We start from the raw sequence: 17090 nt of genomic DNA, 5'->3' as shown, positions 1-17090 counted from the left end.
GGTGTGGCGCGGGAATGTCGGCAATTCCTTCTTGGATGGCACCGGTGCCCGGTGCGCGCATTAACACATGTTAGCGCGCCACCATCAGGGCAAAGGCGCCCTCATACGCGCGTCGCCCCGCCTCCTCGTCATCTTCGGATTGCACCCCCTGCCGGGGTGACCCGTGTCAGGATCGGCAAGCGAAGGATGAGCGAGATATGTCCCTCGCACATGTCCGCTGCGCGTTCGTGTGTCCTTAACTTGGATCAATGACTTCTCCATCGGGCCTCGTAGATTGCAGGTCTTAAGTGGGAGGAGTCCCTATGCCTGAGCGTGATGACCGGATCGGACATATCGTCGCCATCGAAGGCGGTATCGCCGACATAAGATTCAAGGGGCCGCTTCCTGCGATTGCCTCCCGGTTGGTGACACTCAGCGATCCCGAGATCAGCATAGAGGTGGCGGCGCTTCCGGGCTCAGGCATTGCGCGGGGACTCGTGCTTGATCCCACCTCCGATTTGCGGCTCGGCCTGCCCGTGCGTGACACCGGACAGCCCATTGAGGTGCCGGTGGGCGAGGCTGTGCTGGGCCGTATGTTCAATCTTTTCGGTCAGACCATCGACGAAGGCGCGCCCTTGGAAGATGTCCAGCGCCGCCCGATCCTGCGCGATCCCGTGCCGCTGTCGCAGCGCCGGGTCGAGGGTGAAATCTTCGAAACCGGGATCAAGGCCATCGACCTTCTGAGCCCGTTGGAGCGGGGCGGCAAAGCGGGCCTTTTCGGCGGTGCCGGCGTGGGTAAGACGGTGTTGATCACCGAAATGATTCACAACATGGTCGCCGAATATGAAGGGGTGAGCCTTTTTTGCGGTATCGGCGAACGCTCCCGCGAGGCCGAGGAACTTTACCGCGAGATGGACGAGGCCGGGGTTCTCGGCAACACGGTCATGGTCTTTGGCCAGATGAACGAAAGCCCCGGCGTTCGCTTTCGCGTCGGGCATGCGGCGCTGACCATGGCCGAATGGTTCCGCGACGAACGCCGCCGCGACGTGTTGGTGCTGATCGACAATATCTTCCGCTTTGTTCAAGCCGGGTCCGAGGTGTCGGGCCTTCTGGGGCGCATTCCTTCACGCGTCGGCTATCAGCCGACTCTTGGCACTGAACTGGCGGACCTTGAGGAGCGCATCTGCTCGACCGATCGTGGCTCGATGACGTCGATTCAGGCGGTCTATGTGCCCGCCGACGACTTCACCGACCCTGCGGCCACACACACGTTCTCCCATCTCTCCGCCTCGATCGTGCTATCGCGCAAGAAGGCGTCCGAGGGGCTCTATCCGGCGATCGACCCGTTGCAGTCGTTTTCCAAGATGCTGACGCCAAGCACGGTCAGCACACAGCATTACCGCGTGGCCCGCAAGGTGCGCAACACGCTCGCCGAATACGACGAGCTGAAGGATATCATCGCCATGCTCGGCCTCGAAGAGCTTTCGGAGAAGGACCGCGCCACGGTGCGGCAGGCCCGCCAGATCGAGCGTTTTCTCACCCAGCCGTTTTTCTCGGTCTCGGCAATGACCGGTGAGGAAGGGCGGTTCGTGCCGCTCGAAGACACCCTGTCGAGCTGCGAGCGTATCCTGTCGGGGGAATTTCAGGATCGCGATGAGGGAGACTTCTACATGATCGGAAGTGTCGACGAAATCGAGGAGACCGCAGATGCGGCTTAAGGTGCTCACCCCCGCGCGCCGCTGTATCGACCGCGATGTGCGCCGTATCGTCGCCGAGGCCCCTCAGGGGCATTTCGGTCTTCTGCCGGGGCACGGCGATTACGTGTCCGAACTGGTGCCGGGTATCCTTGTCTACGAGCCCGAGGAGGGCCCGGACCGCTATGTGGCGGTGAATTCCGGCACGCTGATCAAATGTGGGGAACAAGTATATGTGGCGGTGCGCGGCGCGGTCGAGGGGGATGATCTCGCGCGGCTGCGGCAACGCGTCGAGGACGAATACCGCCGCGAGGACGAAACCGAGCGCGAGGCGCGCGCGGCACTTGCCCGGCTGGAGGCGAGCATGATCCGCCGCTTTCGCGATCTGGAGATGACCGAGAGATGAAAGAGGAGGAGGACGAAACCGAAACCATCGCCCGCAAAGCCCGCGCGATGGAAGAGGCCCGCAAGCGGCGGCATCAAAGCCCGTGGCACGGGCTGGCCATGTTCGGCATGGTCGGCTGGGCGGTTGCCGTGCCGGTGATCGCCGGTATCGCCCTCGGTCTGTGGATCGACAGCCGCTGGCCAAGTGACATGTCGTGGACCCTTGCCCTGCTCCTCGCTGGTGCCGCCCTCGGAAGCCTGAACGCCTGGTACTGGGTGCAGCGGGAGGGGCGCGATGACTGAAGCGCATGAAAGCTATGGGCAGTTCATGCTCCTGCTCGGCGTTGTCGCGGTGCTCGGCATTCCGCTGCGCAGCGCGCTAAGAAAGATGGCGCTGCCCGCTCTGGTCGCCTTCATCGGTCTTGGTGTCGCGATCTCTGCCGCCGACCAAAGTTTTGGGTTTCTGACACAACGCCTTGATGACGGGATCGGACTTCTGGCACAGATCGGGCTTGTTGCGCTCCTGTTCCGGGTCGGGATCGAAAGCGATCTGGGTCGGCTTGCCGGTCAGATGCGGCGCGCTGCGGCGATCTGGCTACCAAACATGATACTGCCTGCCGTGCTGGCCTTTGCGCTTATCTGGGCGTGGCCAGGCTTCGGGCTGGTCCCGGCGCTTCTCACAGGGATCGCGGCAAGCGCCACGAGCATTGGCATCTCGACCGCCCCCTGGGAAGAGGCCAGCGCCTTGCAGAGCGACAACGGCGCATTGATGCTCGACGTGGCCGAGATTGACGACGTTTCGGCGGTGGTTCTGCTCGGAATCGTTTTCGCGGTGGTTCCGAACCTGCAAAACGGCAACGCCATGATCGGCGAAGCGGTCTGGGCTGGTGGTGTCCAACTTGCCAAAATTGCTCTCTTTTCAGGTGTATGCTATCTTTTCTCGCGCTTTGCGGAGCCAAGGCTTTCCGCCCTCTTCAGCCGGTTTGACCGCCAAACCGGCCCCTTCGTTTTCGCGGCTGGAACTGTTTTCCTCATTGCCGCCTTGGCCGATATGCTCGGCTTCTCGATGGCCATCGGGGCCATTTTTGCCGGCCTCGCCTTCAGTCGCGATCCCGAAGAACGTCAGATTGACGATGCCTTTGCCTATGTATTGGCCCTGTTCGGGCCGTTCTTCTTTCTCTCGGTCGGCCTTTCAGTCGGCTTTGAGACTATCTGGACCGCCCTGACGCTCGCGATGGCGCTTTTCCTCGCGCTCTTCGCGGGCAAGCTCATCGGGGCCGGACTTGCCGCTTGGGCCGTGGCCGGGCGAAAGACCGGATGGTTGATCGGCATGAGCATGGTGCCGCGCGCCGAAATCTTTCTGATCGTCATGGCACACGGCCTGTCCCTCGGGTCATGGGCGGTGCCCCAAGAACTTTATACCGCCTCCGTGCTCGCGGCGGTGGCAACCTGCATCGTAGCGCCCCTCATCGTGTCACGGCTTCTGGCAAACGAAGAACGAACAACGGAGGCCACCACATGACAATGGATGTTCAGACACTCATCGGCGCAGGTTTTGGAGGGGCGGCAGTCGGCGCCCTGTATCTGGGGCTTCTGTGGATGTCGGTGCAGGCGCTGAAAGGGCCACGCGCCGCCATCGCCTTCATCGCGCTGGCGGTGGCACGGGCGGCGCTGGTTCTGGGTGCCCTCGCTGGCGCGCTCGCGCTCGGAGCCGGGGCCGGCGCGCTGCTGACCGGGTTGGCCGGGTTCATCGTCATCCGCATTCTGGCCACGCGACGCGCCGACACCGGCAACGAGAGGCCGACATGGAGATAAGTCCCGACGCCTGGATTATTTATGAGTGGCAAGGCTGGCAACTTACCGCGACGGTCGCCTTCACTTGGCTGGTGATGGCCATCCTCGTCGTCGTGTCCGCGCTCATCACCTCGCGGCTGAGCGAAGGCGAAACCGTCTCACGCTGGCAGGTGATGCTCGAAGTGATCGTCACCACGATCCGCGATCAGATCGACGAGGTGGGCGCCGAAAATCCCGGCCGCTACCTGCCCTTCATCGGAACGCTCTTTCTTTTCATCGCCACGGCCAACCTGCTGACCGTCGTGCCCGGCTATCAGCCGCCCACCGGATCGCTGTCCACCACCGCCGCACTGGCGATTTGTGTTCTCATCGCCGTGCCGCTCTTCTCGGTCGCGCGGCGGGGTTTGGGCGGTTATCTCAAAACCTATATCAGCCCGACGCCGTTCATGCTGCCCTTCAACCTGATCAGCGAGCTGTCGCGCACCCTCGCACTGGCTGTGCGGCTTTATGGAAACGTGATGAGCGGCACCGTCATCGTCGGAATCCTGATCAGCATTGCACCCTTTTTCTTTCCCATCGTGATGCAGCTCCTCGGGCTGCTGACCGGCCTGATACAGGCGTATATCTTCGCCATCCTCGCGATGGTCTACATCGCATCAGCCAGCCGCGCGCATCCAGCGCATAGCGGCGACGAGGATGAGAATGACCCCGAACCCGACACTGCCAACACCAAAGGAGACTGACCCATGGACCCGAGCCTCTGGATCGCCGCGATCTCTATTTTGACCGCCGGCCTCACCATCGCCATCGGCTCAATAGGCCCGGCGCTTGCCGAAGGACGGGCCGCGGCTCAGGCATTGCAGGCGATCGCGCAGCAACCTGACGCATCCTCCACGATCACACGCACCCTCTTTGTGAGTCTGGCGATGATCGAATCCACCGCGATCTACTGCTTTGTGGTCTCGATGATCCTGATCTTCGCAAATCCTTTCACCGACCTTGCGTCACAAGCGGCCGGGGGCTGAACCCTTGCAGATCGACTGGCTCACAACCGCCGCTCAGATCGTCAATTTTCTGGTCCTGATCTGGCTGCTCCAGCGGTTTCTCTATCGGCCGATCACCAAGGCCATGCGCCGCCGCGAGACCCGGATCGAAGACCGGCTGGCAGAAGCCCGCAGTGCCCGCGACGAGGCCGAGGACGAGGCCGAGCGCCTGAAAGAAGAGCGCCGCGAACTCGAAGAGTCCCGCGAGGAGAAACTCGAAGAGGCACGCGCGAAGGCCGAGGACCTGCGCGACGAACTTGAAACCAAGGTCAAGAAGGACATGGAAGAAAAGCGCGCAACGTGGCAGCGCAACCTCGAAGAAGAGCGCGAGTCCTTCGTCCGCAATCTCAGGCGCCGCGCCGGCGCGCAGATTATCGACGTCACGCAACGGGTGCTGCGTGATTTCGCGGATACCGACCTTTCTGAACGCATTGCCACCACATTCGTGGCGCGGCTTGGCGCGCTTGACGAAGACACGACGAAACGGCTGTCGAATGCCGCTGCCAAGGCCGATGGCGCAAGCGTGGCGACCGGCCACACACTTGGCTCCGCGACCCGAGGCAAGATCACGCGCGCCCTGCACGAGACGCTCGAGACCGATATCCCGGTCGAATATTCCGAGGACGAAGACGTGTTGCTCGGTCTGCGGCTGAAAATCGGCGAGCAGACCGCAGAATGGTCCGCCGGGCGGCATCTCGACCGATTGGAAGCGACCATCGGCGAAATTCTCGACACGGCCGCACAATCCAAAACCTCGCGATCCGAAGATCAGGACCACGACGACGAAGGACAGGACGAGGCGACCCAAAAGGAGCGGTCCGACGCATGACATTTCTTGCCGATCTCGAAAAGTCACTCCTCGATCCGGTGGACCAAGCCCTGTCACAGGTTGAGCCGGACCTGGAAACCGCCGAAATCGCGCGCATCCTGTCGGTCGGCAGCGGGGTGGCGCAGGTCGCCGGGTTCACCGATCTGCACGCCGACGAACTGGTGCAGTTCCCCTATGGAATCATGGGGGTCGCCTCGAACCTGCGCGAGGGGCGCATTGGCGTCATCGTCCTTGGCGACACCGAACGTTTGAGGCCCGGAGACCGGGTTCGCCGCACCAACCGAGTGGTCAATGTCCCGGTGGGCGAGGCGCTGTTGGGCCGGGTGGTCGATGCGCTTGGTCAGCCCCTTGACGATGGCGGACCGATCGAGGCCAAGACACGCAAGAACGTCGAGCGCCCGGCACCGCCGATCATGCACCGTGCGCCGGTGAACCTGCCCTTGCAAACGGGGATCAAGGCGGTGGATGCCGCGATCCCGATCGGGCGCGGTCAGCGGGAGTTGATCCTCGGGGACCGGCAGACCGGCAAGACCGCAATCGCCGTCGATGCGATCCTGAATCAGCGCGATAGCGGCGTCGTGTCGATCTATTGTGCCATCGGTCAGCGCGCCTCGGCGGTCGCCCGCGTCATCCAGAGCCTGCGCGAGGGCGGAGCCCTTGAGCGCACGATCGTTGTCGTCGCGGGCGGCAATGACGCGCCGGGGCTGCAATTCGTCGCGCCTTATGCCGCCACGGCCATGGCCGAACAGATCATGGAGGCCGGACAAGATGCGTTGATCGTCTATGATGACCTGACCCGCCACGCGCGGGCCTATCGTGAATTGTCTTTGCTCCTGCGCCGACCGCCGGGGCGCGAAGCCTATCCGGGCGACATCTTCTATATTCATTCCCGGCTTCTGGAACGCGCGACACATCTGCGCGACAAACAGGGGGGCGGGTCGCTCACCGCGATGCCGATTGTCGAAACTCAGGCACAGAACATCTCGGCCTTTATTCCGACCAATCTCATTTCAATCACGGATGGTCAGATTTACCTCTCGCCGGACCTCTTCGAAAAGGGGCATCTGCCCGCCATAGACATCGGCTCTTCGGTAAGCCGGGTGGGCGGCAAGGCACAGCTTCCGGCCTTTCGCGCCGTCGCCGGCAGCCTGCGGTTGATGTATTCCCAGTTCGAAGAGCTTGAAAGCTTTGCCCGCTTCGGCACTCAACTTGATGACGAGACCCGGGCCAAGCTGACACGGGGCACACGGGTGCGCGAGGTTCTCAAACAGAACGAGCATGTCCACCTCTCCGCCCCGGAACAGATCGCCGCCCTGCTGGCCGCGACCGAAGGGCTCTTTGACGCGCTCGACCCCGCCGATGTGGCCGAGGCCGAGGCCAAGATCTGTAAACTTGTCCGCGAGGAAATGTCAGACCTCGCCGCGCGCATCACCGACGGAGACAAGCTTCGGGAGGAAGATAGAGAGACACTTCTGTGCCGGATGCGCGACGTGCTCGGGCAGACCGCGGAAGAAGAGGAGGAGGCCGCGGACGATGGAGACGCTTGAAGGTCTGTCAGAAGCGCTTGAAACCGCAGGCGACATCCGGTCGATCGTCCGAACCATGAAATCGCTTTCCGCGGTTTCTATCCATCAGTACGAGCAGGCGGAGGCCGCGCTCGCGGACTTCGAACACACCATAGAACTCGGCTTGACCGCGCTCTTGCATGATCGTCGCGCTCACGGTCGGCCCCTGCCGGAAACCGCACCCGGAAAGGGTGGCGAGGCATTGATCGTCATCGGATCGGACCGCGGTCTATGTGGCCGCTACAACGAAACCATCACCCGCTTCGGCGCCGACCGCTTGGGCGATCAGGCCGTCTTCCTCGCCGTCATAGGCGCCCGTGCCGCCGCAAGGCTTGAGGCCGAAGGCCACACGCCCGACCAGAGTTTCGCCCTGCCGGGCTCCGTTGCTGGCCTCACGTCGACCGTTCAGGCGGTGATCCTTGAAATCGACCGCTGGATCAGAACAGAGGGGGTGGCCCGCGTCCGGCTCGTTCACAACCGGCGGCAAGGCCGCGTCAATGCCGATCCGCATGAACGCCGGCTGCTACCAATCCCCAAGATCACGCTGGCGCGACTGGCAGATGCCGACTGGCCCGGTCCGGGCCTGCCGTTCTTTCGGATGCCACCCGAGCAGCTTTTGTCATGGCTCGTCCGTCAGCGGCTTTTCGTGATCCTATACCGCGCCCTGGCCGAAGCACTGGCCAGCGAACACGCCACAAGGCTTGCCGCCATGCAACGTGCCGAGCGCAATATCGAGGAACGGCAGGATGATCTGACTGCGGCCTACCGCCGCAAGCGGCAGGAATCGATCACTCGTGAATTGCTCGACGTGGTGGCGGGGTTCGAGGCCGTCAGCACGCCCGACGAAACGCACGAGGACCATCACGATGATCTACCGAAACCCTGAATTGAAAGCCCGCGGGTGCCCGCACTCTCAGCAACGCAACGATGCAGCCTGACCACACCCGCCGATCACTCAAGCGCGTCATGGCCAAGCTCCTTGCAGCGCGACAGGTCGGACCCGCCCTTCGCAGGCACCTGCTTGGCCAGATCCCTGAGCGCGCTGCGCAGCCCCTCTTCAAGCACGGGGTGATAGAACGGCATGGCGAGGATATCGTCCACCGTCATTTCCTGTTCGATCGCAAGGGCGAGCAGATGGGATAGATGTTCCGCACTCGGCACGCACATTTCCGCCCCGAGCAATCGCCCGGTTTCACGGTCGGCGTGAACACGCAGAACCCCCGCAGCGGTTTGCGCCATGCGGGCGCGGCCCTGCGTCGAGAAATCGACACAGCCCGATACGACGTCATGATCACCCATGTCCGAAAGCGGCAGACCGACCCGCGCCACCTGCGGCGCGGAAAACACGATTGTCAGCGGGGTGCGGCGACACAGACCACCCTCGGGCGCCTCTGGCGCCGCCATACGCGCGGCGATATGCCCACCATCCGCCGCCTCATGCAGAAGCGGCCTGTAGCCATTGGCATCGCCCGCCAAAAAGACCGGCAGATCCCCGATACGAAGCGTCACCGGATTCACCTCGGGTAGCCCGGCGTCATCCAGCGCCACACCAAGCGTCTCAAGCCCCAGATCATCGACATTCGGGCGCCGTCCCATTGCCGCCAGCACCACATCGGCATCAAAACTGCTGCTGTGTCCCGTTACCCTGATGGAGGCACCCGCCTCTTCCAGGTCCGCAGGCGCACCCAGTGCCAGCGTCATCTCCGCTTCGATCTGTGGCCGGAACGCATTTAGAACGCGCGCGTCGTCGATGCCCGCCACTTCGTCGGCCGCATCGAACCCGGCCACATTCAGCCCCAGCCGCGCCAGCGCCTGTGCCATCTCGACACCGATTGCGCCCATGCCAACCACCGCGACGCGGGGCGGCAGATCGGTCTGCTCGAACAGGGTGTCGGTGGTCAGGATGCGGTCGCCAAATTTCTCCCACGGCCCCGGCACCACCGGGCTGCTGCCGGGGGCAAGGATGATGGCCCGCGCCTCTATCTCGTCACCATTCACCTCGATCCGATCAGGGCCCAAAAGCCGGGCACGACCCGAGATCGCCCTATCTCCAAGCTTGTCCGGCATGGATTTGGGCCCTTTCACGAAATCGTCGCGCATCTTGCGCACCCGTCTCAGAACGGCGGGAATATCAGCGCGCAATCCGTCCGCGCCGCTGATCCCGAATTCGTTCAGGTCGAGTCGCCTGTGAAACGCATTGGCCGCTTCGATCAATGCCTTCGACGGCATACAGCCCACCGCCGCACAGGTTGTGCCCCAATGGCCGTCATTGATCAGCAGGAAATCTTCGGTGTAACGGCGCACTTCGCGCAGGGCCGAGAGCCCGGCACTGCCCGACCCGACAATAACCGTGTCGACCTTCATTATCGGTCCTCCTGTATTACCTGTCTCATTGTCCACTCCGCTTGGGGTGCGGATCGTACTGAAGCGAACTGATCGGGCGCACGGTGCTGGCCTGCGGTCCGATCTCGCTTTCGCCGGTCTTCACGACCAACTCAACCGTATCGCGCGGCTGCAAGTCTTCAAAATTGCCGTCAACCACGCTGTTCTTGTGAAAATAGATCAGCCGATGATCGGTCGCGATGATTTGTCCGTAACCTTCGTCATGATGGATTTCGACGACCTTGCCCTGAAGCGGCCCGCCATGGGTTTTCACATCCCCCTTGATCTGCGCCTTCCAGCGTTTCAATTCTTGGGCCATCGCCGCGAAGGCATCACGCACCGCAACCTTGAGATGCTGATGTTCTGCCGTGTCATCCTGATCGCGCCGCACCACAAGCTCATCGCCCGGCACACGCAATTCTATGGTCACCTCATAAAGGTTACCCTTGCGCTGGCTTTGATGCGGGGCGCGGATATAGACGTGGCAACTCGTGATACCATCAAAGAAAGTTTCAAGATGCGCCACCTTTTCGGCCACAAGCGCCTTGATGTCCTCCGAAGGTTCAATGTCCTTGAATGCAAGTTCTAGGGGTGTCTGCATGAGCGTCCTTCTTTGTTCGAATGAATGCCTTGAGCCGGTCAGCGTGTCGCGACCCAGCGTGACCCCAAGGCATCGGCCACGCCTTAACGCCGGTTAAACTGTGGCCTTCTTTTCGCCCTGTCGCCCGGCGTGGAAGCGACCGCGCGCACCTTCCTCAAGCCTTTGACCGAAACCGGACAACCAGAATCCACAACTGGCCAAGGACAAACGGCACCAGACTTGCGCAGGCGGCAAGCCCAAGTCCCCTCGGCCCCGGCACGTCGAGACGCAGAAGCGTTGCCAGAGGCGGATACCACAGGGCGATCGAGATAAGGCCAAGGCACAACAGGATCGCGCCCCAGACATAGGGGTTGCGCGTCACATCGTTCCGCAAGATCCCCACATCACTGTCACGCACGTTGAACACGTTCCAAAGCTGCGACAGCGACAGTGTCAGGAACGCCACGGTAACCGCCGCGTCCGTCCCGAGACCGAGCCACCTGAGCCCGAGCACGAATGCGCCAAGTGTCGCCACCGCAATCGACAGGCCCAGCACGGCCATGAGGATCCAGCCCTGACGATTGACGATGGATTCCTCCGGGTCGCGTGGCGGACGTTTCATGATGTTCTCGTCCCCGCGACCGAAGCCAAGCGCGAAGGCGGGAAACACTCCGGTGACAAGGTTAAGAAACAGGATCTGGAGTGGCAGAAGCGGCACCGGTAACCCGACTCCGACGGCAAAGCCAACTGCCAAAATCTCACCCACATTGCTGGACATCAGATAGATGACGAACTTGCGGATATTGCCGAAAATCACCCGGCCCTGCCGCATGGCCGCGATGATCGTCGAAAACGCATCGTCGCGCAGCACCATATGCGCGGCCTCCTGCGCGACCTGTGTCCCGCGCTGCCCCATGGCAACGCCGATATCGGCCTTCTTGAGGGCGGGGGCATCGTTCACACCATCACCGGTCATGGCCACCACCTGGCCCGCCTCCTGATGGATCGAAACAAGCGTCAATTTGGTTTCGGGCGCGACCCGTGCAAAGACATCCGCGTCAAGCATGCGCTGACGCTGATCCTCGTCTGCGGTTTCAGGGTCTATCCCTTCAACGCCGCGCCCCTCGACAACGCTAAGCTCTCCATCGCTAAGACCGGCTTTCTCGGCGATGGCCCGTGCGGTATCGGCATGATCCCCAGTCAGCATGACAACGCGCACGCCGGCCGCGCGGCTGTCCGAGATGGCCTCCGTCACTTCATCACGGATCGGGTCGCGCAGGCCGACAAGGCCCAGCAGAATTAGATCCTCATACGGCTCGGCACTCGCGTCTGCGCGCTTCATGGCAAAGGCCAAAAGCCGGAGACCGCCGCGCGCCGCCGCCGCGTTGCGCTCGACCCAGTCCTCACGCGCTGCGTCGTCCAACTCCTCTGGGCCATCCGGCCCCATCACCTGCCCGCAAACCTCTAGGACCGCCTCGGGCGCGCCCTTGACCGCAAAGACATGCCCGTCATCGTCTTCATGAACCGTGGCCATCATCTTGAGGTCGGGATCAAAGCTGTGCTCCTGCTCTTCGGGATAGTCATCCAGAAGATCGGCCCGCGCCATCCCCGCCGCTTTGGCCACCGCAAGCAGCGCCACTTCCATGGGATCACCCGAGTGGTCATCATCGGCCTCATCGCCCATCTCTGCATTGTTGCACAGCGCCCCCACACGCAGCGCCCACGCCAATCGCGCGTCGGAGTCCGGATCGACCGGTTCATCATCGCTTACGAAGCGTTCCCCGGCATCCTCAACCTCGATCTCGGCATCCTTGAGAAAGTAGCATGCCGCCGTCATCCGGTTTTCGGTCAGAGTGCCTGTCTTGTCGGTCAGGATCACCGTGGTCGCGCCCAGCGTTTCGACCGACGACAGGCGCGTGATCAGCGCGTTGCGCCGGCTCATCCGCCACATACCGCGAGCAAGGCTGAGCGTGGCCACCACAGGAAGCCCCTCGGGCACCGCCGCCACGGCCAGCGCGACACCGGTCTGCACCATCATCGTAACCTCATTGCCGTGCAGCAGGCCCGCACCGATGGTCAACACGGCAAGCACCAATGTCAGCCACACAAGACGATGACCAAGCTGATCAAGCCGCTGTTCGAGCGGGGCCGCCTCGCCTTCGGCACTTTGCGCCATGTCGCTGATCCGGCCGATTTCGGTATCCATGCCTGTTTCGACGACCACACCCTCGCCCGCGCCTTGGGTGATCGCGCTGCCCTTGAAGACCATGCTTTTGCGATCGCCGAGGGCGGCATCCTCGTCCACGGGGTCCACGCTCTTGTCCACCGGAACGGATTCGCCCGTCAGAACGGATTCGTCGGCCTGAAGGTTCGACGCCTCGATCAGCCGCAGATCGGCGGTCACCACGTCGCCCGCGTCAAGCACCACCACATCCCCCGGCACCAGCTTGGGGGCATCTATCTTCTGCTCGGACCCGCCTCGCCGGACCCGCGTGCGCACCTCGGCGATCCGCATCAAAGCTTCCATCGACCGCGCCGCGCGAAGCTCGGTAAAGAAACCGATGGCACCGTTGATGACGATCACCACGGTAATCGCGATACCCTCGGGGATATCGCCGAAGGCAAAGGACATCACGGCAGCGAAGGCCAGCAGCCAGATGATGACGCTTTCGAATTGATGCTTGAGTATCGAAGCGAGGCTTTTGCGTTTCTTCCGCCTGAGCCTGTTTGGCCCCGAAGACTTCAGCCGCCGCTGCGCCTCATCCTCGGACAGGCCCGAAGACGTATCGGCCTCAAGCTCCTCAACCACATCCTCGACAGTTCGGGCGAAAGCCTTGCTATTCGTGTCTTCCGGCATGCAACCCCTCCTGCCCTAATCGCCAAACATGGAACTGCGAATTCCATCGAACACAGCAGCGCCCCGAAACAGCAGATTGGCTGTCTTCAGGGCTTTTGCGCGTTCAATGGGTTTTTGTTGATCAACTCTCACGGCCTTTGCGTCGCCATGTCCGGGCTGCTGCGCAAGGTTTGCGAGCCTCTTCATACTGTCCACCACAATGCGCCAGACCCAGCAGGCGAAGTGTCACGGGATACCCAAATCTCGTCACGGTCGCCCCGGCCCCTGACGTCCTTTTCCCGGATATTTGCATCTAGGGTCGAACGCCGTGCCGATGGCGGCAAGACTTCCACGCCCCTCGCCAAGCTTTATTAATGGCACTGGCATTTGCCAAAGCCATTATCAGACCGGCGTGGAGTGTTTGGACTTTTCAGACGCCGCCGCCGTTGCCTTCTTGACCTCTTCCATCTCTTGTTCTCCGGCCTGCAATTCTGCCTTGGAAAGATGACCGGCACATTTGGTGCAAAACTTCATCCATTCCTGAAAATCCTCGGTCATACGCTCAAGAGAGTGACGGTTCCAGTCGGTGACGGCCCGCCGCGCGGATGTGGGCTCTGCCGCACCGTTGCCAGCAACTTCGCGCGTGGCATCAAGTGCACTTTGAGCTGCTTCATGACGGCGCTCGAACCAACCCCGAGAAAAGGCTTCGGCGTCTTGCAGGACATTCTCCTGCATCTTCCAGAACTGTTCGACCTGCGGACCCATCATCGGGTTAAAAGCAAGCATGCCTTTCGCCTGCTCCATAATATCCCCGGTCACTGACTTCTGTTTGTCGCTCTTCGCTTTATCGGCTGTTTTCTTGGCGGTCATCTATGCGCTCCCCTTCATCCAATCGTGAAACTCCATTCGCGACGATGGAGGGCCAAACCCGACCCCGCATTAACATGGGTAAATCTTCGGGTGAGCACAGCGCAAATGCGGAACAATGTTCTGCCGGCTTGCGTTGTTCGGGCACATTGCATTTGGCAGGGAATGCTGAGTTTAGGGTTAGGTGGTTTTGTGGTGCGTGCCTGTGGCGCGCTTACGGTAAGCCTCTGCCGACGTTGCTCTGTGATCTATGCCTCTTTGCTTGGCACGACTGAAGGACACTCACTTCCATACTGATCAGGGGACCACTCATGCACGTCGAAGGAACCGAGAACAAAGGCGAACGGGTCTTATCTCCGGAGTTGGAGTTTTTGACCTCTCCAACCGCATCTTGCGAGATGCGCCAAGCCTTGCAAACCCGAAAGCGCGAATATTGCGCGGGCACAATCCTCAAGGTCGAGGCAGAGGAAAACACCGCCACGTATTGTGTCCTGTCGGGTTGGCTGGCTTTGTCCAAGTCGACGATCGACGGCGAACGTCAAATCATCGACGTCATCCTGCCCGGCGAAATTCTGCATCCGACATCGGCAGACGGCCACAGCAGCTGGATTCAGATCGAAACACTCTCGCGCGCGTCGCTCGCAGTTGTGCCGCGTGCGGAATGGTCGAAACTGGAAGCGACCGATCCAACCATACGAAAGCTTGAGGCCACGACAATTGCCGCCTCGATGTCGCGAATGTCCGAACGCATGCTGCGCCTTGGCAAAGGAACGGCTGAATCGCGGATCGCGTATGCCTTGATTGAACTGTGCCTTCGCCTGACTGCGATCAGGCAAAGCAAGAACCGAGAATACCATCTGCCGATGACGCAAAAGGATCTGGGCGATTTCGTCGGTCTCTCTTCCGTCCATGTCTGTAGAACGCTCAGGCGCCTCAATCGAAACGGGGTGATCTCGACAATGGATCACATGGATATCAGGATTCACGACGTCGAGACGCTGGCACACATCGCAGAGGTCGATCTTGATCGACTGCGAAGTGAAATCATCTCTGTGCGCTGACCCGCGACGCGATAGGCGGTAAGGCCGAGCGGCGTTTTTCGGAAATTTCGCCAAGCGCCTGCCCGGCCAACTCTTCCGAGGCGTTCTCGGCAATGTCGCCGACCGAAAGAATACCGACAAGGTCATCGTTCCGATCAACCACCAGAAGGCGCATGATCTGAAGGTCCCCCATCAGCGCCGCCGCCTCGGCCACATCCTGATCTGGAAAGCAACATGCAGGTTTCGGCGACATCGCCTCGATCACCGGCATCTTCGCAACCGGACCATGATCTGCCAGCAGACGGATCACGATATCCCGGTCGGTGACGATGCCAAGCCTCCTGCGCCCCTCCAATATCGGCAGGGTGCCAATGCCATATGATCGCATTTTCTCCGCCGCCTCACGGATGGTCGTGCCGGGCGTGGCCCGGATCACGGCACGGGTCATGATTTCACTGATTTTCACGATGTGCATCCTCTTGGTGTCAAACCGCATCCCGTTTCCTCATCGGCCCTGACATTGGCGGAAAACGGAAAAACGGATAGAAATCTGTGAAAGGTAGGTGCCATGTTTAGACCGTAAATTCATTAACAAGCGTCAATGCATGGGCGCGCAAAACCTGCGAATTGGGGTCGTTGATCCCGCCGCGGAGGAGCCAATGGCCCGATTCCACAAAACCCCCGACAGTGAGGACCATATCCCCGATGAGGAGGAGGACGGTATCGCGGAGATGCTTGGAGACATGCCGCGCGCGTCGCTCTCGGCGATGGTTGACTACGGGCTCAGTGATAGCGAAATCGGCAAATACTACGGGCTTTCCAGCGCCACCATCAGGCGCTTGCGGACCGCTTGGCGTATCGTCACCCGTCTCTGACCCCGTTTATTCGCGCCGCAATCCGCGTTTCTCAATCTTCGAGCACTGTCTCGGCGTCACGCGCCAGCACGCTTTCCTCATCCGTCGGGATCATGAAGACCGGCACCCGTGCCTCCGGCGCCGAGATACGGGTTTCTCCCGCGTCGTTGGCTCCATGATCAATCTCCACCCCAAGCCAGCCAAGGCCGCCGCAGATACGGGCGCGTATGTCGGGCACATGTTCGCCAAGACCGCCAGTCAAGACAAGCGCATCAATCCCGCCAAGCGCCGCAGTGAGCGAGCCGATCTCGCGCTGGCAGCGATAGACAAAGAACTCCACCGCCTCTCGTGCTTCGGGCGCATCGCTTTGGATAAGGACATTCATATCGCTGCTGATCCCGGACAGGCCAAGTAGCCCGCAGCGATCATAAAGCATCTCGCGCACCTGGGCGGGTGCCATTCCGCGCTCCTCGATCAGGTAAAGCACGACACCCGGATCAAGCGAGCCGGGCCGCCGCCCCATCGGAAGCCCGTCAAGCGCCGTCATCCCCATCGTGGTCGCCACCGATATCCCGTTCCTGAGGGCACACATGCTGACGCCGTGCCCAAGATGCGCAACCACAACCCGCCCACCCGATAGCTCAGGTGCGAGATCATCGAGAGCTGTGGCGACATGGTCATATGACAGGCCGTGAAACCCATAGCGCACGATCCCCTCTTCACTCAGGTCGCGCGGCAGGGCAAAGACGCGGTCCACCTGCGCAAGATCGCGGTGAAAAGAGGTGTCGAAACACGCCACCTGCGGGATGCCGGGAAACCCACTTGAAAGGTCTCGGATCACGGCAAGGTTGTGGGGCTGATGGCTTGGCGCAAGCGGCGACAACGCATCTAGATCAGTCATCACCTCTTCGGTCGCAATGACCGGCGCAGTGTGATCGCGCCCGCCATGGACCACCCGGTGCGAAAACGCCGCGATCCGCTCCGACGCCACCTCGGCCAGAAGCCTGTCCTTCATCTCGGCCAACGCCACCGCTTGCGCGTCGCTGTCCACCTTGGGCGGGGTGAGCTCTTCCTCAAGGCTCTCGCCGCTGCGCTCGTCTTTACGCTCCCATATCATCGCCTCTGGCAGACCCCGAAGGCTGAGGCGTAACAAAGGATCGGGCGAGTCGCTGCCGCGTTCGAACACCGCGCACCGCAAGCTTGAGGAACCCGCATTCATCGTCACGATCAGATTTCTGTCCAT

The 17090-nt window shown here is 61.6% G+C and carries 18 protein-coding genes; 12 read left to right on the top strand and 6 right to left on the bottom strand.

Annotated elements, in window-relative coordinates; all coding sequences use genetic code 11:
• Window positions 1-302 precede the first annotated feature (302 nt).
• Genes atpD through V8359_RS13705 form a run of 10 tightly spaced genes read left to right on the top strand, consistent with a single transcriptional unit; the run spans window position 303 to window position 8174 of the window.
• Entirely contained in the window at window positions 303-1697 is a 1395-nt protein-coding gene (gene atpD, locus V8359_RS13750) for a F0F1 ATP synthase subunit beta (protein WP_336429571.1), read from the top strand.
• Window positions 1687-2079, top strand: a complete 393-nt coding sequence (locus V8359_RS13745) for a F0F1 ATP synthase subunit epsilon (protein ID WP_336429569.1) — start codon at window positions 1687-1689, stop codon at window positions 2077-2079. The genes atpD and V8359_RS13745 overlap by 11 nt, the downstream gene beginning before the upstream one ends.
• Window positions 2076-2360: an AtpZ/AtpI family protein gene (locus V8359_RS13740; protein WP_336429568.1), complete on the top strand. Its 285-nt coding sequence runs from the start codon at window positions 2076-2078 to the stop codon at window positions 2358-2360. The genes V8359_RS13745 and V8359_RS13740 overlap by 4 nt, the downstream gene beginning before the upstream one ends.
• Window positions 2353-3579 (top strand): cation:proton antiporter, encoded by a 1227-nt coding sequence (locus V8359_RS13735; RefSeq protein ID WP_336429566.1) that lies wholly within the window; start codon window positions 2353-2355, stop codon window positions 3577-3579. The genes V8359_RS13740 and V8359_RS13735 overlap by 8 nt, the downstream gene beginning before the upstream one ends.
• Entirely contained in the window at window positions 3576-3872 is a 297-nt protein-coding gene (locus tag V8359_RS13730) for an N-ATPase subunit AtpR (RefSeq protein ID WP_336429564.1), read from the top strand. The genes V8359_RS13735 and V8359_RS13730 overlap by 4 nt, the downstream gene beginning before the upstream one ends.
• Complete coding sequence (locus V8359_RS13725) at window positions 3863-4594, top strand: F0F1 ATP synthase subunit A (protein WP_336429562.1); 732 nt, start codon at window positions 3863-3865, stop codon at window positions 4592-4594. Before V8359_RS13730 ends, V8359_RS13725 begins: the two co-directional genes overlap by 10 nt.
• Before the next feature lie 3 nt (window positions 4595-4597).
• Window positions 4598-4876 (top strand): F0F1 ATP synthase subunit C, encoded by a 279-nt coding sequence (locus V8359_RS13720; RefSeq protein ID WP_336429560.1) that lies wholly within the window; start codon window positions 4598-4600, stop codon window positions 4874-4876.
• Between the two features lie 4 nt (window positions 4877-4880).
• Complete coding sequence (locus V8359_RS13715) at window positions 4881-5723, top strand: F0F1 ATP synthase subunit delta (RefSeq protein ID WP_336429558.1); 843 nt, start codon at window positions 4881-4883, stop codon at window positions 5721-5723.
• Window positions 5720-7270, top strand: a complete 1551-nt coding sequence (locus tag V8359_RS13710; protein ID WP_336429557.1) for an alternate F1F0 ATPase, F1 subunit alpha — start codon at window positions 5720-5722, stop codon at window positions 7268-7270. Before V8359_RS13715 ends, V8359_RS13710 begins: the two co-directional genes overlap by 4 nt.
• The gene (locus tag V8359_RS13705) at window positions 7257-8174 is read left to right on the top strand and encodes a F0F1 ATP synthase subunit gamma (protein WP_336429556.1); all 918 of its coding nucleotides are present in this window, start codon (window positions 7257-7259) and stop codon (window positions 8172-8174) included. The genes V8359_RS13710 and V8359_RS13705 overlap by 14 nt, the downstream gene beginning before the upstream one ends.
• Window positions 8175-8239: 65 nt before the next feature.
• Here the strand turns inward: V8359_RS13705 and V8359_RS13700 are convergent, their stop codons facing one another.
• The 4 genes from V8359_RS13700 to V8359_RS13685 form a co-directional block, all read right to left on the bottom strand.
• Complete coding sequence (locus V8359_RS13700; RefSeq protein WP_336429555.1) at window positions 8240-9652, bottom strand: dihydrolipoyl dehydrogenase; 1413 nt, start codon at window positions 9650-9652, stop codon at window positions 8240-8242.
• 25 nt (window positions 9653-9677) lie between these two features.
• Window positions 9678-10271: an HPF/RaiA family ribosome-associated protein gene (locus V8359_RS13695; RefSeq protein ID WP_336429554.1), complete on the bottom strand. Its 594-nt coding sequence runs from the start codon at window positions 10269-10271 to the stop codon at window positions 9678-9680.
• Between the two features lie 154 nt (window positions 10272-10425).
• Window positions 10426-13107, bottom strand: coding sequence for a cation-translocating P-type ATPase (locus tag V8359_RS13690; protein ID WP_336429553.1), 2682 nt, complete (start codon window positions 13105-13107; stop codon window positions 10426-10428).
• A 381-nt stretch (window positions 13108-13488) separates the two neighbouring features.
• Entirely contained in the window at window positions 13489-13956 is a 468-nt protein-coding gene (locus V8359_RS13685; protein WP_336429551.1) for a hypothetical protein, read from the bottom strand.
• 308 nt (window positions 13957-14264) lie between these two features.
• Here V8359_RS13685 and V8359_RS13680 point away from each other — a divergent pair, with 308 nt between their 5' ends.
• Entirely contained in the window at window positions 14265-15014 is a 750-nt protein-coding gene (locus V8359_RS13680; RefSeq protein WP_336429550.1) for a Crp/Fnr family transcriptional regulator, read from the top strand.
• Here the strand turns inward: V8359_RS13680 and V8359_RS13675 are convergent.
• Window positions 14998-15459 carry a CBS domain-containing protein gene (locus V8359_RS13675; RefSeq protein ID WP_336429549.1) on the bottom strand — a complete coding sequence of 154 codons (462 nt, stop codon included), beginning with the start codon at window positions 15457-15459 and terminating at the stop codon, window positions 14998-15000. The genes V8359_RS13680 and V8359_RS13675 overlap by 17 nt on opposite strands.
• Before the next feature lie 193 nt (window positions 15460-15652).
• Here V8359_RS13675 and V8359_RS13670 point away from each other — a divergent pair, with 193 nt between their 5' ends.
• Complete coding sequence (locus tag V8359_RS13670; protein ID WP_336429547.1) at window positions 15653-15868, top strand: hypothetical protein; 216 nt, start codon at window positions 15653-15655, stop codon at window positions 15866-15868.
• Window positions 15869-15899: 31 nt separating this feature from the next.
• Here the strand turns inward: V8359_RS13670 and V8359_RS13665 are convergent, their stop codons facing one another.
• A complete protein-coding gene (locus V8359_RS13665) occupies window positions 15900-17090 on the bottom strand; it encodes an acetate/propionate family kinase (RefSeq protein WP_336429545.1) in 1191 nt (396 codons plus the stop codon).

The sequence above is a fragment of the Roseovarius sp. E0-M6 genome, assembly GCF_037083845.1.
In the GTDB taxonomy this organism is placed as follows: Bacteria; Pseudomonadota; Alphaproteobacteria; order Rhodobacterales; family Rhodobacteraceae; genus Roseovarius.
The sequence above is the reverse complement of the archived record's forward strand: the minus strand, read 5'-3'. Positions and strand labels throughout refer to the sequence as shown.